We start from the raw sequence: 20,909 nt of genomic DNA on the forward strand, positions 1-20,909 counted from the left end.
CCAGATGTCCTCTGTAACCTCGTGGACCCGGCTCGAACCGGGTGCCCGTAGCGACGATCTCGCCCCCGGCCTCCAGGCCCGGGTGCACGACCCGCTCTGGCTGTTGGCCCGGCAGTGGCAGTTGGGGGAGTTCAACGGCGAGGACGCCGGTTCGCCGGCGTCGGTGCGGATTCGGGCGCAGGCCGCGCCGGTGACCACCTACCGGCCGTACGGCGGCTCGGCGCAGCCGTACCACGGCAACCGGCCGCTGGAGGTGGTCGTCGAGGCCGGCGCCGCCGGTCGCCTCACCGACCTGCGGGTGGCGGCCCGGACCGGCCAGCATTTCCTGCGGCTGCTGGCGGGAGATCCGGTGTTGAGCCGGTACCGTGGCGGTTTCGTCAGCGGGTATCCGTTGACCGTGGACGGGGCGTCGGCCGAGACGTTGGACCCGCAGAGCCGGCGATGGCTGGCGGTGATGGGGAACCGGACCGCCAGCGGCGCCCGGTTGCTGCCCGTGCTGCGCGCGCTGGTCGACAACGGCACGCCACCGCCCGGGGTGTTGGTACCGAGAAACAGCCTGGGGAGCCTGACCCTGCACGCCCAGAACTGGCTGACCTGGCTGGAGTCACTGGGGATCGACCTGGCCGGTGCGGTGGAGGGTCCGGCGGGGCAACTTGCCGGGTCGCGGTCGGTGTCGACGGCACCGGCGGCTCCGGGGGCCTGGCAGCCGTCCCGGATGGAGTACCGGTTCGACATCTCGGCCCGCTTCGGTGACAACGACACGGTGCTCTCCGCCGCCGAGTACGACGGCGCGCACCTCGACTGGTACTCGTTCACCGTCGACACGGCGACTTCGTTGCCGGCCCACAACCAGCTCAGCGACATCGTCCGTACGGTCCTGCCGGCCCCGGCGGCATACCCCGGGATGCCGGCATCCCGGTGGTGGGAGTTCGAGGATGCGCGGGTGGACTTCGGGCGGGTCGAGGCGGAACCGACGGACCTGGCCCGGCTGCTGCTGGTCGAGTACGCCACGGTCTACGGCAATGACTGGTATCTGTTGCCGCTGACCGTGCCGGTGGCCACCGTCGTGAAGATCAACTCGCTGGTGGTCACCGATACGTTCGGCTTCCGTACGCTGGTCCGGGTCGCCGGTGCGCTGCCCGGCGACGGCCAGGACTGGAGCCTGTTCCGGCACACCGTGACCGGGCCCCGGGCCGCCGAGGCCGGTGGACGTTCCGACCGGCTCCTCGTTGCGCCGGCCCTCGCCGACACGCAGGAGGGTGAGCCGGTCGAGGAGGTCCGGATGTTCCGCGACGAGCAGGCCAATGTCGCGTGGGCGGTGGAGACGGTGGTCGAGGGGGCGACCGGCGGGCGGGTACGCCGGCACGAGACGGCGAAGCTGGCCGAGGACGAGCCGACGACCGAGGGACCGGCCGAGCCCTACTACCGGCTGGCCACCTCGGTGCCGGAGCACTGGTTCCCCCTGCTTCCGATGGAGCCCACCCGGGGGGCCTACCGGCTGCGTCGGGCGACCGTGCCACGTCGGCGGGATGGGCAGACGGTCGATCCGCAACCACTCGGCCAGCTCCTCGAACCCGGAACCGACCTGCTCGTGCACGAGGAGGAGGTGCCCCGCGAGGGGGTACACGTCACCCGGGTACACCAGCGTGCCCGCTGGTGGGACGGGTCGACCCACTCCTGGACCGGCCGGCGCAAGCGGCCCGGGCTCGGCGAGGGATCCAGCGGTCTGCTCTTCGACACCGTCGTCGAGGTCGAGGACCGGTAGCGGGTCTGGCGAGGGGTGGTGCCCGTACGGGCCCCACCCCTCGTGGTCTTCCCGCCGCGCTGGCTCCAGGCCCGGTCTCTCCGAAGTTGCAGCCGGGTTCGACCGGTGGCGGGCCTCAGAAGGGGGGCGGGCGGTGCCCCGGGGTGTGGAAGAGGCGGCTGCCACTGCGTCGGGTACCTCTGCCGGGCTCGTACTCCCGGGCGAAGGCGCGTACGAGACCGGGTATGCGGCACTGGCCGGTGGACAGCATCTCAGCCAGGCCGGTACCGACCAGGCGTTCGGCGATTGCCTCGGCTCGTGCGGCCGGCGTGTTCAGCAGGGTGGCCAGCACCTCGACGGTGACGACCGGCAGGTCGGCGTCGCTGATCAGGCGCAGCGCCCGTAGCGACGAGTTCGGTAGCAGCCGGGCGCCGGCCGCCAGCCGATCGCGCATCGACAGGTCGTCGCAGACCAGCACGTCGAGGCGGGAGCCGGGGTCGGCCAGCCGGTCGACGAACGACGCGATGGTCCAGGTGGGGTTGGCGGCCAGCCGCGCGGCCGCGATCCGTAGCGCGGCGGGCAGGCCGTCACATCGGTGGGTGAGGACCTCGACGGCCTCGCGCTCGGCGTCGACCCGGGCGGTGCCCAGGTGTGCACGCAGCATGTGCCGGGCCGCGTCGGAGGTCAGGGTGCCGACGTGCACCCGGGCGGCGTTGTCCAGGGTGGTCAGGCCGGACCGGCAGGTGACGATCACCGCGCATCCGGTCGGGATCCGGCCCAGCGCCCGGATGGGGGCGGCGTTGCCGACGTCGTCGAGGACGACCAGGATCCGCCGGCCGGTGAGCAGGGCCCGCCAGTCGGCGGCGATGGTCTCGCCACCGATCCCGTTCGACGCGTCGATGAACACCGGACCGTCCGGATAGTCGTCGGCGATCTGCCGTGCCACGTGGATGGCCAGCGCCGTCTTGCCCACCCCGACCAGGCCGTGGACCACCCCGAGGTGACCGGTACGCACGGCTTCGATCAGTTGGCTGGCCTCGTGGCTGCGGCTGGCCAGGATGAGCGGTTCCGGTGGTAGCCATGGGCGTTGGGGACCGGACCACGGCGGTGGCGCGGCGCGCTGCGCCGAGATCGTGCTCCTGGCGTGGGTGCCGAGCAGTGCCGGGTCCTTGCGGAGGATCCGTTGCTGCAACTCCCGTAGTGCCGTACTCGGTTCGATGCCGAGTTCGTTGACCAGGAACTGCCGTAGGTCCCGGTACGCGACCAGGGCCAGCGCCTGCTGTCCGTCGCGGTAGAGAGCGAGCATGAGATGCGCATGCAACCGCTCCCGCAGCGGATGCTGCGAGACCAGGAGTTTGAGTTCGGGTAGCACCGATCCGTGCCGGCCGAGTTCCAACTCGGCACCGATCCGGGCTTCCAACGCGGCGATCCGCGATTCCTCCAGTCGGGTCATCTCGGCCAGTACCAGCGGGGTCGGCCGTACGTCGGCAAGCGGGGTCCCCCGCCACAACGCCAGTGCGTCGGTGAATCCGGCGACGGCGGCCTCGGCCTGTCCGGCGGCCAGATCGGCGTGTGCGGCCGCCACCTTCGTCTCGTACTGGTCGATGTCCAGACTGCCCGGTGGTGCCTGCAACTGGTATCCGGGGGCGCGCGTGACGATGGTCTCGCCGTCCCGGTCACCGAGCATGCGGCGCAGTCGCCACACATAGCCCGCCAGCAGCGTGTTCGCCGATGCCGGTGGCGTCTCCTCCCACAGTTCCTCGAAGAGTTGCTCCGTGGGCACGACCCGGTTGGCCTTGAGGATGAGGGCGGCCAGCAGCGCCCGTTGCTTTCCCGATCTGATGCCGTGCCAGCCCGTACGACTGTGGAACTCGACCGGGCCGATCACACGGAACCTCAGTCGGTGCGGCATGCGGACCACGCTCCAGCGGGCAATACGACTCGCCCAAACCAATTACCGACGATTCCCTGCTTCCGTCGTTTGCTGTGTCGTGCTTACACGTTGAACCTGATCCATCGCTGGCACGCTTGGGCAGTGAGTCCAATGAAGGGGACAGGGGGTAAATGTAGCTACATGGACGCGCAATGTCTATGTCGGCATAACGACTTCGGCGGATGGGCTCTTGACGGTAAAGCCGTTTAGGAATAAACGCTGGTCGGCAGGGGTGATCCAATAACTTGCTGACCCAAGGGCGGTGTTATGTCGGAATCGGGCTGTGCTGCTGGGGTTGTCCGGACTGACCGTGCGTTACGGTCGCCCCATCGGCGGGCTTCGTCGGCGGTGTCGTGCTTGTGCGGTGATGCCGCACTCGTTGACTGATCCTTGTTCCGGTGTGGCCGGTCAGGTCCCCGACGACACTCGGGGCTGGTGCGTCGCCGGGCCGGAACGCGCGGCAGTGGGCGACCTGGTGGCTGCGGCCGGCTCGCGGTCCGGTGTCCGGCGGGGGCGGGGCTTGCGGGTCGTCGGCGTCCGCCTTCTCCGGTGGCCGGTTCTGCTGGCCATCGTCCCAGGTCGACCAGGGGTGATGGGGGCCGGCGCCGGCCCGGCTTCGGTGCGGATCCGAGCGGCGGGGGCCGGGTTCGCGACCGTCCGGCGGGCGGGTCGACCGATCGGTTTCCCGTCGGTGGAGGTGGCGGCGACCGGTGGGCCCGCTGTCCGTCGACGGGCGGCCGGGCATTCTAGGTGGATCACGTCCGGTGCGCCAAGTCCATTGACGCTAATCGTCATGTATTAGTTGGAGTCCACGACTTGTGCCGTCCGGTGGGGGTCGCCGGTCGCCCTCGGTCGGTATGCCCTTGTTGTCGGAGCGGTTCGTGGCGACCGTGGCTGACATCGGCGGGTCGCAAACATCAAGGGTCGTGAACGTTACAAACATGGGATGGATGGCTTGACGTTTGCTTCTACCCCGGATTTGACCCGCCTCCAATGGCGTTCCATCTAGAAAACATCGAAAAGATATCCGGCGCGGTGATGCTGTTTGGCGGCGCGGCGTAGCGGGGGACGGCAGCGGACTCGGTGTCTATATGTACTCGCGAGAGTGCGCTGAGTAACCGACCGTATGGGGGAGAAAACGATATGCCCGTATCTGCGGATCTTGATGCGGCGATCGCGAGGTACGCCACCGAGGGTTTCACGGATGCCACGCCGCTGCTGGAGGCCGGCATCGAGTCGTTGTCACTGCTCCGACTGGCCGTCGAGATCGCCGCGGACGACGACGCGGAGATCGACGCCACCAGGCTCGTGGACCTGCAGACGATCGGTGACCTCAAGGCGTGGCTGACGGATCTGGCTGGTGGGGCATGCTGACCGAACCGCAGTCGCAGACAACACCGGCAGCGCAGCCCGAGATGCTGCCCATCACCGGTTCCCAACAGGGACTCCTGGTCGTCCACGGCCGGGCGGCCGGCCAACCGGTCTACAACATGCTCGTCCGGTTCGACCTCGATCCCGGCTACCCCGCGGCAACGGTGGAAGCCGCGCTGGCCGCCATGGTCAACATGCAGCCGGCGATGCGTCAGGTCTTCGGCGTACTGCCGACGATGCACGCCCGGCTCACCCCACTGGTGGACGCCCTGCCGGTGGACCGGGTCGTCGTCCCGGCCACCGAGTTCGAGGACGCGGTGGCCGCCGCCGCCCGACGGATCGGACGTCCCGAGTTCGACCTCGAGAACGGGCCGGCCTACCGGTTCGCCACCGTACGGGCCGAGGACGACAGCGCATCGGCGATCCTGCTGGCGGACCACCACATCATCCTCGACGGGATCTCCCTGGGACCGATGGTCGGTGACCTGGAACAGATGCTCACCGCGCCGTTGAGCGCCGACGAGATCGTCGCCAAGGCCGTGATGCGCGAGCAGGCGTACGTCAAGGAACTGCACGCCCAGCACCGGGCCGCGACGGCCGAGAGCGTCGCCGGTCGGTCGGCGGCGTGGGCCGCGCAGCTGCGTGAGGTGCCGCCGCTGGAACTGGCCCCCCGGCCGGGGCGGCCCACCCAGACGTCGTTCACCGGAGCCCGGGTGCAGTGGCTGCTCGACGACGCGGAGACCTCGGCGGTCACCGAGCTCTGCCAGCGGCTCAACATCAACCCGTTCGTCCTGTTCTCCGGCGTGTACGGGGCGGTGCTGGCGCGGCACGGCAACGTACCGAGGGTGCTCGTCGGCAGCCCGTTCCTGGCCCGACGCACGGTACGCGCGTTCGACCTCTGTGGCTTCTTCGTCAACACCCTCCCGGTGACCATCGACGTCGAGTGGAGCAGCGGAGTCGAGGACTACCTGTCCCGGGTGGTACGCGGGGCGGTGGACTTCTGCCGTACCAACGTCGACATCAGCTTCAACCAGCTCGTCGCCGACGTACAGCCGGACCGGACCAGCAACCGCAACCCGCTGTTCTCGGCGATGCTGGCCATGCAGGACACGTTCACCCCGAGGTCCGGCGGACCGATCCGCCGACTCAGCGAGCCGGGCAACGACACCGCCAAGTTCGACCTCTGGCTCGGCGTCACCCCGGTCGACGGGCGCTGGCTGCTGGAGCTGGAGTACGACCGCGAGCTGATCGCCCCGGCGATCGCCGACGGGCTGCTGACCTCACTGCGTACCGCCCTGCGCCGGGTCCTGCGGGACAGCTCGTGTCGCCTCGGCGACCTCTTCAGCGACGCGTCGGCGGCGGTCAGCCGCCGCTCCGACGGCTGGAACTCCCGACTGCCGGAACCCACCCTGCTCGACTCCATCGAGGCGGTGGCCCGGCGGCGACCGGAGGCGGTGGCCATCGAGGACCCCGCCCGCCGGTTGACCTACGCCGACCTGGTCGCCGGTGCGGCCCGGGTCGCTGGTGGACTGGCCGCCCGCGGCGTCGGCCCCGGCGACGTGGTGGGACTGGCCGCCGACAACCTGTGTGACACCGTCGTCGCGATCCTGGCGATCATGCGCCGGGGCGGCACCTTCCTGCCCCTCGACGAGAGCCTCCCGGCGGACCGCCTGACCTACATGGCACAGAAGGCGGCCTGTCCGCTCGTGGTCGGCCGACAGCTCGTGCCGGGAGTGCCGGCCGTTTCGGTGAAGGACCTGGAGGAGGGGGAGCCGGGCGAGTCGACGGCGGACCCCGACGCGTCGATGTACGTCATGTTCACCTCCGGCTCCACCGGCGTGCCCAAGGGGGTGCGCATGGGGCAGCGCTGGCTGGCCCACCTGGCCGCGTGGCAGATCGACGTCATGAAGATGGACGGCGACAGCCGCTTCCTGCAGTACGCCCCGCTCGGCTTCGACGTGTGCTTCCAGGAGATCATGCCCACGTTGGCCAGTGGGGGCACCGTCGTGTCCCGGGAGCCGGCCGACCGGCGCGACTTCCCGGCCGTGCTCCGCCGCATCGCCGAGAGCGAAGCCACCCACGTCTACCTGCCGGTGGCCGCGCTGCGCCCGGTGGTGCAACTGGCCCTCGACCGGGGACTGCGCCTACCGGCCCTGCGCCACCTGTGCGTCTCCGGTGAGCAGCTACTGGTGGACGAGCAGATCCGGGAGTTCTTCGTACAGCACCCGCACTGCGTGCTGATCAACCACTACGGCCCGACCGAGACCCAGGCCGCCACCACCTACCAGCTCTCCGGTGCCGACGCGCACTGGCCGGCCCACGTACCGATCGGGGTGCCGCTGCCGCATGTGGCCGCGTACGTGGTGGACGGCACCGGCCACCTCGCCCCACCCGGGGTACCCGGTGAGCTCTACCTGGGTGGGCGCTGCCCGGCCGACGGTTACATCAACGACGCCGAGCTGACGGCTTCTCGGTTCGTCGAGGATTCCTTCACCCCGGCCGACGAACGGGAACGCGGAATCATGTACCGCACCGGTGACCTCGTGGTCCGTAACGAGCGCGACGAGCTGATCTTCCTTGGCCGGTTGGACACCCAGGTGAAGATCCGGGGCAACCGGGTCGAGCTCGGCGAGATCGAGGTGGTGGCCAACCGGGTGCTCGGTGTCCGCCAGGCCGTCGCCGTGGTCCGGGGCGACGGCGCGGACAAGGAGATAGCACTGTTCCTGCTTCCGCACGCCGGTGCCACGCCGGATCCCGACCGGGTACGCGAACACCTGGCCGCGACCCTGCCCGCGTACATGCGGCCACTGTGGATCCTGACGGTCGACGCCATCCCCACCACGAGCAGCGGCAAGACCGACCGGGCCGCGCTGCTGCGCCGGGTCGACGAGCTGCTGGCCACGCAACAGCAGGAGCAGGCCGACCAGCCGGTCGAGTACGCCGACGAACTGGAGCGGGAACTGGCCGCGATGTGGTCCCGGATCCTCGGCACCGACGGCATCGCCCGGGACCGGCCGGTGCTGGAGTACGGCGCGCACTCGCTGAACATCTTCACCGCCTTCGCCGAGGTCCAGCAGACGTACGGCGTACCGGTGGCGATGGGTGAGTTCTTCGCCTCGCCGACGATCGCCACGCTGGCCGGACTGGTACGCGCCGCGCGGGGTGGTGCCTGATGGCGAGGGCGACGTTGGGACGGCTGATCCCGTTGCTGCGTCGGGGACAGCGTCCGGTCTGCGTGATGCTGCCCGGTGCCGGCGGCGGTCTACAGCCCTACCTGCGACTGGCCGGGTTCTTCGGGCAGACCCACAACGTGTACGCCGTCCGTGCGGCGGGGCTGATTCCCGACGAGGAGCCCGAGGACCGCGTCCAGGTCATGGCGGATTCGGCGGTCCGGGCACTGGACGAGGCGGGCATCGTCCCGGATCTGGTGTTCGGCTGGTCGATGGGTGGGGTGATCGGCTGGGAGACCTGCGTCCGGCTGGCCGATCGCGGGGTCCGACCCGCTCTGGTGCTGCTGGACAGCTCGCCGCTGCCGAGGAAGGCGACCGGGGAGGGTGACACCTGGTTGCTCGACCGGGTCGTGCAGATGCTCGGCCCGCGCCCGGACCGGGCGACCGTGGAACGGGTACGCCGTACCCTGCTGGCCCAGATGGCCGCCCTGTCCGACTACCGGACCGAACGTCCGTACGCGGGCCGGGTCCTGCTGGTCACCTGCTCGGATCCGGACCCGATGCGTCAGCCGTCCGTGCAGGCCTGGCGGACGTTGGCGTCGGACCTGCGGGAAGGGCACCTGGACGTGGACCACTTCGAGGTCTTCGACCAGGTCCATCTGCCGGGACTGGTCGACGCCCTCACCCCGTTCCTCGATCGCGACGCGGGCCAGCCGACGACCCGGGCAGCGGGGTCCGCCGTATGAGGACCGCGGTGGTCAGCGGCGGCACCCGGGGGATGGGCCTGGCCTTCAGCCTGCGGCTGATCAAGCTCGGCTACCGGGTGGTGGCCCTCTATCGCGCCGACGAGACTGCGGCGGCTGCGGCAGCCGCCGCGGGGGTCGTGCCGATGATGGTCGACGTGGCCGATGCGGCTGCGGTCACCGAGGTGGCCGAGCGGATCGTCGCCAGCTACGGCCCGCCGACCGTGCTGGTCAACAACGCCGGAGTGAACGTGGACCGGCCGTTCCTGGAGATGTCCGTCGACGACTGGCGTCGGGTGCTCGACACCAACCTCTCCGGTGCGTTCTATCTGACCCGGGCGCTGGTGCCGGCGATGCTCGGGGCGCAGCTCGACGGCGTCGTCGTGAACGTGGGGGCGACCACCGGTATCCGACCCCGGCGGGACGGCGTCAACTACTGCGCCAGCAAGGCCGGGCTGTTGCAACTGACCAAGTGCCTGGCCCTCGAACTGGCGCCACGGATCCGGGTCAACTGCCTGATCCCCGGAAACACCGAGACAGAGGAACTTGTCACCCGCTTCCGGCTGGACGGCCCGGCGGACCGGGCGGCGTTCGTCGCCGACGTCCCACAGCGTCGCATCGGTACGCCGGAGGAGATCTCCGACGCGCTGGAGTTCCTGGTCGGCCCCGGCAGCAGCTTCATGACCGGGCAGAAGCTGATCGTGGACGGTGGGCAGTTCATGTGGTGACTTCGACAACTGATACGGCACAGGGGGAGTTATGACAACCCGCTCGCTCTTCGACTGGTTCCGCGCGTCCGCGCAGACCTACCCGGAAAACGTGGCGCTGGAACTCGGCGCTGACACGTTCACCTACGCCGAGCTGATGGGCGCGGTGGAGCGGGTGTCGGCGGCCATGTACGAGGCGCACGGCGGCGCGCCGAAGCGGGTGGGGCTGATGACGACGCGCCACCTCCCCGGCTACATCGCCTACCTGGCCATTCTGCGGCTGGGGGCGACGGTGGTGCCGCTGAACCCGGCGAACCCGGTGGCCCGCAACCTCGCCATCACGGCCGAGGCGCACCTGGACCTCACCGAGCTGGACGACTCGTCCGGTGACGGGGCAGCCGAGTACCGGGAGCGGGCCGGTGTCGGCATCTTCGACCTGACCGGCGAGCAGTGGCGGGACTTCCTACGGCCGGACCCCTCGGTGAAGGTCCCCGAGGTGGTCGAACCCGACCCGGACGAGCCGTCGTACATCATCTTCACCAGCGGCACCACGGGCCGGCCGAAGGGCGTGCCGATCACCCACCGGAACGTCTCGTCGTTCCTCAGCGAGGTGATGAAGCGGTACCGGTTCACCCCGGACTCCCGGGCGGCGCAGACCTTCGAGATGTGCTTCGACGGGTCGATCCTGGCGATGTTCGGTGCCTGGGGCGCGGGCAGCGCGCTGTGCGTGGCGCAGCGCGGGGACGTGCTGGCCCCGGTCAAGTTCATCAAGAACCGGCGGATCACCCACTGGCTGTCCGTACCTTCGCTGATCTGGTTCGCCAAGCGGCTGCGGGCGCTGGGGCCGGGCGGCATGCCCTCACTGCGCCTGAGCTCCTTCGGCGGGGAACCACTGACGGTGGAACACGTCGAGGCGTGGACCACCGCGGCACCCAACACCGCAGTGATCAACTGCTACGGGCCGAGCGAGTGCGCCTGCATCGTCACCGCGTACGAGGTCCCGTCCGACCCGGCGGCCTGGGTGGAGACCTCGAACCGTTCGGCGCCGATCGGTGACGTCTTCTCGCACCTGGAGTACCTGCTTCTCGACGCCGACCTGCGGCCGACCGACGACGGCGAGTTGTGTGTCCGTGGCGACCAGCGGTTCCCGGGCTACCTGGATCCGGCCGACAACATCGGCCGCTTCGTCTCCTTCGACGGCCAGCAGGCGGTGCTGTACGACGGCAGCGAGCCACTGACCACCGAGCACTGGTACCGCACCGGTGACCGGGTACGCCGGGAATCGGGCGAGCTGGTGCACCAAGGCCGCGTCGACCACCAGGTGAAGGTGCTCGGCAACCGCGTCGAACTGGGCGAGATCGAGAGTGCCCTGCGTCAGCACCCGTCCATCACGGAGGCGGTGGTGGTCACGGTCCCGTCGGACGACGGCGAGGTCGACCTGCACGCGTTCTACGCCGGCGAGACGCTGACCGAGGAGACGCTCAACCGGCTGGTCGCCGACCTGCCGAGGTACATGCATCCACGGGGCTTCCACCACCGGGCGGAGATCCCGTTGACCGAACTGGACAAGGTCGACCGCAAGCGCCTGATCGAGGAGTTCCTCGCCAGTCGCTAGCAGCCGATGGTCGGCCGACAGTCAACCGCACCGCTACGGAAAAGGGGAGCCGTATCGTGCCTACCGATCTGGAACGCGACACCATCACCATCCCGGCCACTCCAATGCAGGAGTCGCTGTGGTGGGTGCACCAGCGCGCGAGGAACAAGTCGGTCTACAACATCACCTGGCGGTTGACGGGTGACCGCGCGATCGATCCGGACGCGTTGGGTGTCGCGTGGCAGACGCTGGTGGACCGGCACGAGGCGCTGCGTACCTCGGTGGTGCGACCCGGGGACGACGTACAGATGGTGGTGCACCCATCGGTTCGGGCCCAGGTACGGCGGATCGAGGTGGACGATCCCGGCGCGGTGGAGGTCGACGCGTTGCTGCGGCTGATCGCCGAGGAGGTGCAGGAGCAGGAGACCGCCCTGGACGGTGAGTCGCTGGCCCGGCTCACCGTGGTCCGGGTCGCCGACCGGCAAGAGTTGCTGTTGACCGTGCATCACCTGGTTCTCGACGGCTGGGGAATGCAGTTGGTGACCGACGAGCTGTCCACGGCGTACGCGGCGGCGCTCGCCGGTAGGTCGCCGGAGTTCGCCGCCGAACCGGTGCCGTTCCGGGTCTACGCGGCCGAGCAGAACACGCAGGAGGCCCGGGACCGCTGGCGGGCCAGCGTGGATCACTGGCGTACGACGCTCGAGGGCACGGTGGCGACCACGGTGGCGGCTGCCAACGGTGGTGAGTTCCTGCCGGGTGCGCCGGGTCGGGTGATCCGGTACACGTTCAGCGCCGAGGCCTGTACCGCGATCGCCAAGCTTGCGGCCCGTACCTATGCCACGCCGTTCGCGATCTTCCAGGGTGCCATGCACATCGTGCTGGCCCGGGGCGGAGCCGGAGCGGACGTGGCCATCGGCGCGGTGTTGGCCAACCGGATGAGTCCCCGGGACCAGGCCCTGGTGGGATACACGGCCAACCTGTGCATCTCCCGGGCGAACGTGCCCGACACCGACCGCGTCGTCGACGTCGTCACCCGGGCACGGGACAACGTGTGGGCGATGCTGACGCACCAGGCCGTGCCGTACCCGGTGATGTTCGCCGTGCTGTCGGAGAGCACCCGGCGGGCGTTGACCGACGACTCCCCGATGGGGCTGAGCCACCTCGGCCCGATCGGCACCGGTCTGCGTCTCGGTGACGTCGAGTTGACGCTGCAACCGAGCCCGAACCGGGCGGCCCGGGCCGACGTCTCGATCTCGACGTGGGAAGCCGACGACCGGTACTACGCGGAGATCGAGTTCAACACCAGCCGGTACTCCCAGGAGACCGTGGAACTGCTGCTGTCCGACCTGGACGAGGTGCTGGTGATGTGCGGTGAGGACCCGGACCGGGTGGTCGGCACCATCGACGTGCGCTCGCGTTCCGCGCCGGCCTACGTCGACCATGCGCAGGCCGGTCGGCCGACCGCGGCGCAGCAACTGCCGGAGTCGGCGGGGTGGCAGCGGGTGACCGCGCTCTGGTCGGAGCTGCTGGGTGAGCCGCCGGCCGACGCCGACGCGGACTTCTTCGGATCCGGCGGAAACTCGTTGGTCCTGATCCGCCTAGCGAGCGAGCTCGAGGCGGCCACCGGCGTGGAGATCGACGTGGTCGACTGGCTGGCCGAGCCGACGCCCAGTCGGCTGGTGGCCCAGTTGGGCGGGGACCCGGCCGCCACCCAGGCCAAGCCGGCGGCCACGACGCTGGTCACGCTGCGCGACGGCAGCGGGCCCCACGTGCACATGTTGCACGGTGCCGGCGGCGACCCCAACGACTTCCGGGAGGTGGCCGCCGCGCTTCCCGGGCACTGGCGGATCACGGCTTCCCGGGAGTACGAGCCGTTGGCGTCGGTGCCGGCCATGGCGCGGCGGTACCGGGACGATCTCGACGCGGCCGGGCTGCGGCCGGACATCCTGTGCGGGTGGTCGATGGGTGGCCTGGTGGCCTACCAGATGGCCGCCGAGGACCCGAAGCCGCCGGCTGTGGTCCTGCTGGACTCGCCCCCGCCGACCGGCTACGAGCCGGGGCCGGAGGAGGAAATGTTCGCCACGTTCGCCGGGGCGTTCGTGGGATCGGTCGGTGGGGCAGCCGGGTTGGTGCCCCGGACCGTTGGTGACCCGGAACTGCGTACCAGGGCACTGGCGGCGTGTCTGGCCGCCGGTGGGCACGCGGTGTCAGCCGGGGTGCTGGGCGAACGGTGGCGTGCCTACGCCCGGCACGCCCGGATGGGTGAAGCGTACGTGGGACCGGAGCACGTACGGGTACCGGCGCTGGTCGTCGGTGCGGATCTGCGCGATACCGACATGCGGGAGTGGGCGCAGCGGCTCGATACGTCGCGGCTGCTGCGGGTGGACGCGGATCACTACGGGGTCCTGCGAGCCGGGACTGCGGCTCAGGTCGCCGAGGAAATTGTTCAGTTCGAAAGCGAGAGTGTGGCACGAACCTAGGCGGGGAGGAATGGATGTTCGACACGAGCGTTCTGCTGAAGGACTTGAAGAGACACGTCGACAACGACATCTCACCGGTCGCGGTGGAAGCCGCCCGGAGACAATACTCGTATCTCGGCCACGCGAAGGTGAGCTTTCTGGCCCCGCCTTCCGTCAAGGAAGCGGTGGCCGCCGAGGTGCAGGCGGTCATCGACGCGGCCGGGGTACGGCGGGATCTGGAGATCGCCCAGACCGACAACTCGCCGCGCCGTATGCGAAACGTCGGCCAGGCGGACATTTTCGAGTTCAGCAAGATAATCCCGCAGGTGTACGCGGCGGAGCCGTTGCTCCAGGCGATCTCGGCGGTGGCCGGTGAGTCGGTGCATCCGTGCCCGTGGGAGCCCGAGCAGTACATCATCACCTGCCTGGAAAAGGATGGCGACACCCACGGCTGGCACTGGGACGACTACACGTTCGCCCTGGTGTGGGTGGTGGAGGCGCCACCTGTCAGCGACGGCGGATTCGTACAGTGCGTGCCGGGAACGAGCTGGAACAAGGACCATCCGGACGTCAACCGGCAACTGGTGAACCGGCCGATCTATTCGTTGGAACTGTTCCCCGGTGACATCTACCTGATGAAGACGAACACCACCATGCATCGGGTCTATCCGGTGAAGAGCGGGCGCCGGAAGATCATCAACATGAGCTACGCCTCCACGTCGGATCTGAGCCTGACGGTCGACCATCGGACCATGAGCTACTTCCGGGGCGTCGTCCCCGAGGAGGTGTAGAAAATGAAGCGGATCGTACTCGCCTTCTCCGGCGGACTGGACACTTCGGTGGCCCTGGTGTGGTTGCGTGAGACCTACCAGTGCCCGGTGACCGCATTCATCGCCGACGTCGGCCAGAACGAGGATCTGGAGGCGATCGGACGCCGTGCGGAGCAGCTCGGTGCCGATGGCGTACACATTCTCGACCTGCGCGAGGAGTTCGCCCGGGACTACGTGTTCCCGATGCACCGGGCCGACGCGCGTTACGAGGGGCAGTACCTGCTCGGCTCACCGATCGCCCGGCCGCTGATCGCGGCGGCGCAGATCCGGGTGGCCGAGGAGGTGGGCGCCGACGCGGTGGCCCACGGCTGTACCGGCAAGGGCAACTGCCAGGCCCGGTTCGAGTTGGCCTACGCCGCGCTCCGTCCGGACATCAAGATCATTGTGCCGTGGCGGGAGTGGGACCTGGGCGGGCGTACCGACCTGCTGGCCTACGCCGACAAGCGTGGTATCGAGCTGGACTTCAGTAGCGGCGAGCGGCCGTACTCGATCGACGCGAACCTCCTGCACACCTGCTACGAGGGCGAGGTGCTGGAGGACCCGGCGGTGGCCCCGCCGGCCGGACTGCGCCAGCGGGTACGCGACATCGCCGACACCCCGGAGGAGCCGGAGATCCTGCGGATCGGCTTCGAACGGGGTGACCCGGTCACGGTCAACGACGACCGGTTGGCACCGGCGGAGCTGCTGTACGTGCTGGGCGAGATCGGCAGCCGGCACGGTATCGGCCGGCTGGACATGGTGGAGAACCGGATCAACGGCATCAAGACCCGTACCGTCTCCGAGGCTCCCGCCGGAACCCTGCTGTGGCATGCCCACCGGGCGGTGCAGACGTTGGTACTCGACCCCGAGGTGTCCGCGCTCAAGGAGGAGCTGGCGCCCCGGTACGCCCGGTACGTCTACAACGGACTCTGGTTCGCGCCGGAACGGCAGATGCTGCAGGCCGCGATCGACTTCAGTCAGCAGGACGTGACCGGTGAGGTGACCCTGGAACTGCACCGGGGCAACGTCCAGGTGCTCGGCCGCACCTCGCCGAACAGCCGGTACGACACGTCGTACGCCACCTTCGAGGCGGACAACGTGTTCGACCAGCGGGACTCCTCGGGCTGGCTGCGGGTCAACATGGTCCGGTTCCGGCTGGGGCGTAGCACATGAGGATCCTCTTCATGGGGTACGGCGACCTCGGGGCCACCGTCCTGCGCGGCATCCAACCGCACCACGAGGTGCTCCGGGTGCTCACCCATCGGACCGAGTTCAGCGGGCTGGGTGAGCCACACGTCGAACAGTTGGCCGCCGAGTTGGGCCTGGCCGTGTCGTACTCGGCGCACGCCGGGGAGCCGGAACTGCACCAGCAGATCCGTGACCTGGAACCGGAGCTGATCGTCTCCACGAACTGGCGTACCAGGGTGCCGGCCGAGCTGTTGGCGATCCCCAGGCTGGGCGCGATCAACGTGCACGACGCACTGCTGCCGGCGTACTCCGGGTTCGGGGCGGTCAACTGGGCGATCCGTAACGGCGAGGACGCGACCGGGGTCACCGTCCACTTCATGGACGAGGAACTGGACACCGGCCCGATCCTCACCCGTGCCGTGGTGAAGATCGGGCCGCACGACACCGCCGGCTATGTGTTGAGCAAGGTGGTGGCCGAGTACGTTCCCTCGACCCTGCGTGCCCTGCAACTCGTCGAGCAGGGGCACCGCGGCGAGCCACAGGACAGCCAGGGGGCGTCGTTCTACCACCGGATCGGGGTGGACGACACCCGTATCGACTGGAACGACAGCACCACGACGATCTACAACCTCGTCCGGGGCCAGTCGGACCCGTTCGTCAACGCCTGGACGATGCACGACGGGCAGCGCCTCTGGGTCAAGGCTGCCGCCCCGCCCAGCCGCTGCTACGGCGGCACCGGCGGCCGGATCGTCAAGGCCGGCGACGGCGGGGTCGTGATCGCCACCGGGCGGCCGGAACACGGCGACAACCGGGGAATCGTGTTGTTGCAGGTCGCGCTCGACGGAGGGCCCCCGGTACGGGCCGTCGACTACTTCGTCAAGTTCGGTGGATACCTGCGGTGAACACCGACAACCGGGTCGTACTCAAGATCGGGACGACCTCCCTGGTGACCGACGGCAGGTTGGACCCGGACAAGGTCGACCGGCTGTGTGAGGCGGTGTGCCGGGGGATCGAGGCCGGTCTGGCGCCGGTGGTCGTCACCTCGGGTGCGATCGCCATCGGTCGGACCCGGCACCAGGCACTGTCCGGTTCGAGCGCCGCGGCCCAGCAGGTCGCCGCGGCGCTCGGCCAGGGCCTGCTCTACTCCGCGCTGCGGGAGTGCTTCGCCGCACGGGGGCTGGAGACCGGCCAGGTGCTGCTCACCCCGCACGACCTGATCGAGCCGGGCCGGGGCGACCGGGTGCGGGCCACCTTCGACGAGATGCGCACCCTCGGCTTCGTCCCGATCGTCAACGAGAACGACGCACTGGGGGTACGCAACAACGACGTACTGGCCGCGTTGCTCAGTGGGTTCCTGCGGGCCAGGCTGCTGTTGCTGCTGACCAACGTGCCCGGTCTCTACGACAGCAATCCGCTGTTGGGCGGCACCGCCCGCCGAATCGGGCACGTGCCGAGACTGACCCCGGAAGTGGAGGCGATGGCCGGCGGCTCGGTGGGCGACGGTGGCACCGGCGGCATGCTGATGAAGCTGTCGGCCTGCTGGATCGCCACCTACTCCGGGGTGCGTACGGTCATCGCCGACACCTCGGATCCGGCCGTACTCATCGCCGCCGACCAGGGCGCCGACGTCGGCACGGACTTCGCCCCCCGTCCGACGCGTGGGGCGCCGCCCGAGGCGGGACGACTGTGGCGGGCGTTCCGTACCCCGCCGTGCGGCGTCGTCACCTGTGCCCCGGCCGGGCTGCTGGCCATCGAGCATCGTCAGCCGCTGCGGCGGATCCAGGTCACCACGGCACGGGGGCAGTTCCGTGCCGGTGACGTCGTCGACATCACCGGGCCGGACACCAGGTTGTTGGCCCGGGGCAGCATCCGCTACGCCGCTGCGGCGGTCGAGTTCGGGTGCGAGCCGAGCACCGCGCTGCTTGTCAGCTCCGACTACGTACGGATCAGGGAGGACTGACCATGACCGTGAGCAAGGTCTGCCAGGATGCGGCCGAGGCCTCCGCTGTCGTCACGCAACTGACCACGGAACAGAAGGACCGCTTGCTGCTGGACATGGCCTCGGCCATCGAGCAGCACCAGGACGCCATCATCGAGGCGAACGCCCGCGACGTCGCCGCAGCGCGGGAGGCCGGTGTCTCGGCGACGCTGGTCGACCGGCTGACGATGACCGAACGCCGGATGGCGGGACTGACCCGGGCCATCCGTACCATCGTTGACCTGCCTGACCCGGTCGGTCAGGTGGTGAACGGTTGGACCCGCCCGAACGGTCTGCTCATCGAGCGGGTACGCGAGCCCCTCGGCGTCGTCGCGGTGATCTACGAGGCCCGGCCGAACGTGACCGCGGAGGTGGCCGCGCTGTGCCTGAAGTCCGGTAACTGTGCGGTCCTGCGCGGGTCCTCGATGGCCATGGAGACCAACCGCGCGATCATGGCGGCGCTGGACACCGCGATCGCCGAGCATCCCGACGTGCCGGCCGCCGCGGTGCAGCTCATCGACGATCCGTCGCGGGAGGCCGCGCTCGAGTTGATGCGGGCGAAGGGCTACGTCGACCTGCTGGTACCCCGGGGCGGGGCGGAACTGATCGCCTCGGTGGAGCAGAACGCCACCGTGCCCACCGTGATCGACGGGGCGGGCAACTGCCACCTCTACATCGACGGGACCGCCGACCGGGACATCGCCACGGCGGTGACGGTCAACGCCAAGACGTCCCGGCCGAGTGTGTGCAACGCGATCGAGACCCTGCTGGTGCACCGGGACCTGGCTGCGGACTGGCTGCCCGGGGTGCTCGACGCCCTCGCCGAGGCAGGCGTGGAGATCCGGGGCTGTGCCGCCGTACGCGAGGTCTGGCCGAAGGCGGTCGCCGCCCGTGAGGAGGACTGGGGCACCGAGTACCTGGACCTGGTGCTGGCGGTACGCGTGGTGGCCGACGCGGACGAGGCAATCGCGCACATCCGCCGCTGGGGTACGTCCAACGCCGAGGGGATCGTTGCCCGGGACATCGACATCGCCCGACGGTTCGTCCGTCAGGTCGACTCCGGGAGCGTCTTCGTCAACACCTCCACCCGCTACTCCGACGGCGGTGAGTTCGGCTACGGCGTGGAGATCGGTGTCTCCACACAGAAGCTGCACGTCCGTGGCCCGATGGGGTTGGAGGCGCTGACCACGGTGAAGAACGTGGTCTGGGGTACCGGCCAGACGAGGGTCGTGGCCTGATGGGCATCCCTGAGCCGATCCGGCACAGCCGGCTGATGGATGGCATCGACCAGGCGATCTCCATCAAGTACAACAACCTCGTCTACGAGCTGAAGGCCACCGGGCACGACATCGTCACGCTCTCCCTCGGCGAGGCGTTCTTCGACGTCCCGGCCCCGGACTTCGCCGGGTTCGACACCGCGCAGCTGCACCACTATTCGCACTCCCGGGGCCTGCCGGAGCTGCGTCGGCGGCTGGCCAAGTACTACGAGGACCAGTTCGGGCTGCCGGTCGACCCGGACCACGAACTGCTTGTCACGGCCGGGTCGAAGGCCGCCATCTACATGGCGCTGCTGGCGACCGTGGAGCCCGGTGACGAGGTCGTCGTGCTGGAGCCGTTCTGGCTGAGCTATCCCGCGCAGGTCCGCCTCTGCCGGGGCAAGCCGGTCATGGTCCCGCACGACGTGAGCGTGTTCGACCTGGAGCGGTACGTGACCCCGCGTACCCGGGCGATCATCATCAACAATCCGAACAACCCGAGTGGCTGGGTCTACTCCGAGGCCGAGTTGACCTTCCTGCACGAGTTGGCCGACCGGCACGGTCTGTTGCTGGTGGGCGACGAGGCGTACAACGAATTCGTGACGCCGGAGACGAAGTTCGTTACCTGCGGTGCCGCCGACCCGGAGAAGCTGCACACCATCACGGTCAACTCGATGTCCAAGAACTACGGCATCTCCGGGTGGCGGATCGGCTACCTCATCGCGCACCGCAACCTGGTGGACCAGATCCTGAAGGTCAACCAACACCTGGTCACCTGTGCACCCACCATCCTGGCCTGCTACCTCGCCGAGCGCTTCGACGAACTGATCGAGCACACCCGACCGCAGATCCAGCAGACGGTGGCGATGCGCAACGAGGTCGCCGGCTGGCTGGCCGAGGAGGGGATCGCCACGCTGCCCGGCTCGGCGACGTTCTACCTGTTCGCCTCGCTGGGCTCCTCGACGCTGGGGTCGGACGAGTTCGCCACCCGGCTGCTGCGCGAAAGCGGCGTCTGTGTGGTGCCCGGCATCGCCTACGGGGATTCCTGCGACCGCCACATCCGCATCTCGGTGGGCACCGAGTCACCGGAGCGGATCCGGCGCGGGATCGCCGCGATCCGCCGTCTCATCGACGCTACGAAGGGGTGATGCGTGGCACCGATGGTAGATCTGTTGGCGGATCTGGGGGAGAGCTTCGGCGCCTACCGGATGGGTGACGACGCGGCCCTGCTCGACGTCGTCACCTCCGCCAACGTCGCCTGCGGCTTCCACGCCGGCGACCCACGCGTCATGGATGCCACGGTGGCCGCCTGCGCCCGCCGTGGCATCGGCGTGGGCGCGCATCCCGGCTTCCCGGACCTGGTCGGGTTCGGCCGCCGCACCATGGAACTGACCCCGCACGAGGTACGCACCGACGTGCTCTACCAGATCGGGGCGCTCGACGCCTTCGCCCGGGCACACGGCACCCGGCTGCGTCACGTCACCCCGCACGGCCGGCTGGGCAACCTGGCGATGAGCGAGCGCGGCTACGCGGACGCCGTCGCCGGGGCGGTCGCCGCCTACGATCCGTCCCTGGTCATGGTCACCCAGGACGGCGTGCTGGCCGAGGCGGCCGAGCGGCTCGGCCTGCCGGTGGCGATCCTGGGCCTGGCCGACCGCGCCTATGACGACGACGGCACCCTGGTACGCCGCAACCGGCCGGGTGCGGTGATCACCGACCCGGACCAGGTGGCCGCCCGGGTGGTGCGGATGGTCACCGAGCAGGTGATCAGCACGGTCAGCGGTCGTGACCTGCCGATCAGGTGCGACACGGTGCTGCTGCACGGCGACACCCCGGGTGCGGTGGCACTGGCCCGGACCGTACGCGCCGAACTGACCGCCGCCGGGGTGCGGATCGAGCCGCTGGCCCAGTTCCTGACCGACCGCGACGCGGCCGGCGGTGCCGGGGGTGCGCCATG

General features: G+C 69.6%; 15 protein-coding genes. 14 read left to right on the forward strand and 1 reads right to left on the reverse strand.

Going from position 1 to position 20,909, the window contains the following annotated elements:
• Positions 1-4 precede the first annotated feature (4 nt).
• Positions 5-1,765, forward strand: a complete 1,761-nt coding sequence (locus ACFQ4H_RS25895; RefSeq protein WP_377575299.1) for a hypothetical protein — start codon at positions 5-7, stop codon at positions 1,763-1,765.
• Positions 1,766-1,880: 115 nt separating this feature from the next.
• Here the strand turns inward: ACFQ4H_RS25895 and ACFQ4H_RS25900 are convergent, their stop codons facing one another.
• Entirely contained in the window at positions 1,881-3,656 is a 1,776-nt protein-coding gene (locus ACFQ4H_RS25900) for an AfsR/SARP family transcriptional regulator (RefSeq protein ID WP_377575302.1), read from the reverse strand.
• Positions 3,657-4,820: 1,164 nt separating this feature from the next.
• Here ACFQ4H_RS25900 and ACFQ4H_RS25905 point away from each other — a divergent pair.
• The 13 genes from ACFQ4H_RS25905 to ACFQ4H_RS25965 form a co-directional block, all read left to right on the forward strand.
• Positions 4,821-5,051, forward strand: coding sequence for a phosphopantetheine-binding protein (locus ACFQ4H_RS25905; protein ID WP_377575304.1), 231 nt, complete (start codon positions 4,821-4,823; stop codon positions 5,049-5,051).
• Positions 5,018-8,221: a non-ribosomal peptide synthetase gene (locus ACFQ4H_RS25910; RefSeq protein ID WP_377575307.1), complete on the forward strand. Its 3,204-nt coding sequence runs from the start codon at positions 5,018-5,020 to the stop codon at positions 8,219-8,221. Before ACFQ4H_RS25905 ends, ACFQ4H_RS25910 begins: the two co-directional genes overlap by 34 nt.
• Positions 8,221-8,964, forward strand: a complete 744-nt coding sequence (locus ACFQ4H_RS25915; protein WP_377575310.1) for an alpha/beta fold hydrolase — start codon at positions 8,221-8,223, stop codon at positions 8,962-8,964. Before ACFQ4H_RS25910 ends, ACFQ4H_RS25915 begins: the two co-directional genes overlap by 1 nt.
• Complete coding sequence (locus tag ACFQ4H_RS25920; RefSeq protein ID WP_377575313.1) at positions 8,961-9,689, forward strand: SDR family NAD(P)-dependent oxidoreductase; 729 nt, start codon at positions 8,961-8,963, stop codon at positions 9,687-9,689. Before ACFQ4H_RS25915 ends, ACFQ4H_RS25920 begins: the two co-directional genes overlap by 4 nt.
• Before the next feature lie 31 nt (positions 9,690-9,720).
• Positions 9,721-11,283 carry an AMP-binding protein gene (locus ACFQ4H_RS25925; protein ID WP_377575316.1) on the forward strand — a complete coding sequence of 521 codons (1,563 nt, stop codon included), beginning with the start codon at positions 9,721-9,723 and terminating at the stop codon, positions 11,281-11,283.
• A gap of 56 nt (positions 11,284-11,339) precedes the next feature.
• Positions 11,340-13,742, forward strand: coding sequence for a condensation domain-containing protein (locus ACFQ4H_RS25930; protein ID WP_377575319.1), 2,403 nt, complete (start codon positions 11,340-11,342; stop codon positions 13,740-13,742).
• 14 nt (positions 13,743-13,756) lie between these two features.
• Positions 13,757-14,512 carry a HalD/BesD family halogenase gene (locus tag ACFQ4H_RS25935; RefSeq protein ID WP_377575321.1) on the forward strand — a complete coding sequence of 252 codons (756 nt, stop codon included), beginning with the start codon at positions 13,757-13,759 and terminating at the stop codon, positions 14,510-14,512.
• Positions 14,513-14,515: 3 nt separating this feature from the next.
• The gene (locus tag ACFQ4H_RS25940; RefSeq protein WP_377575323.1) at positions 14,516-15,703 is read left to right on the forward strand and encodes an argininosuccinate synthase; all 1,188 of its coding nucleotides are present in this window, start codon (positions 14,516-14,518) and stop codon (positions 15,701-15,703) included.
• Positions 15,700-16,620 (forward strand): methionyl-tRNA formyltransferase, encoded by a 921-nt coding sequence (locus ACFQ4H_RS25945; RefSeq protein WP_377575326.1) that lies wholly within the window; start codon positions 15,700-15,702, stop codon positions 16,618-16,620. The genes ACFQ4H_RS25940 and ACFQ4H_RS25945 overlap by 4 nt, the downstream gene beginning before the upstream one ends.
• Positions 16,617-17,678: a glutamate 5-kinase gene (gene proB / locus ACFQ4H_RS25950; RefSeq protein WP_377575328.1), complete on the forward strand. Its 1,062-nt coding sequence runs from the start codon at positions 16,617-16,619 to the stop codon at positions 17,676-17,678. The genes ACFQ4H_RS25945 and proB overlap by 4 nt, the downstream gene beginning before the upstream one ends.
• 2 nt (positions 17,679-17,680) lie before the next feature.
• Entirely contained in the window at positions 17,681-18,934 is a 1,254-nt protein-coding gene (locus tag ACFQ4H_RS25955; RefSeq protein WP_377575331.1) for a glutamate-5-semialdehyde dehydrogenase, read from the forward strand.
• Positions 18,934-20,100: a pyridoxal phosphate-dependent aminotransferase gene (locus ACFQ4H_RS25960; RefSeq protein WP_377575334.1), complete on the forward strand. Its 1,167-nt coding sequence runs from the start codon at positions 18,934-18,936 to the stop codon at positions 20,098-20,100. The genes ACFQ4H_RS25955 and ACFQ4H_RS25960 overlap by 1 nt, the downstream gene beginning before the upstream one ends.
• A gap of 12 nt (positions 20,101-20,112) precedes the next feature.
• A partial coding sequence (locus ACFQ4H_RS25965) for a LamB/YcsF family protein (protein WP_377575337.1) occupies positions 20,113-20,909 on the forward strand: 797 nt, incomplete at its 3' end.

The organism is Micromonospora sonneratiae (assembly GCF_042679305.1).
Classification (GTDB): Bacteria; Actinomycetota; Actinomycetes; order Mycobacteriales; family Micromonosporaceae; genus Micromonospora_H; species Micromonospora_H sonneratiae.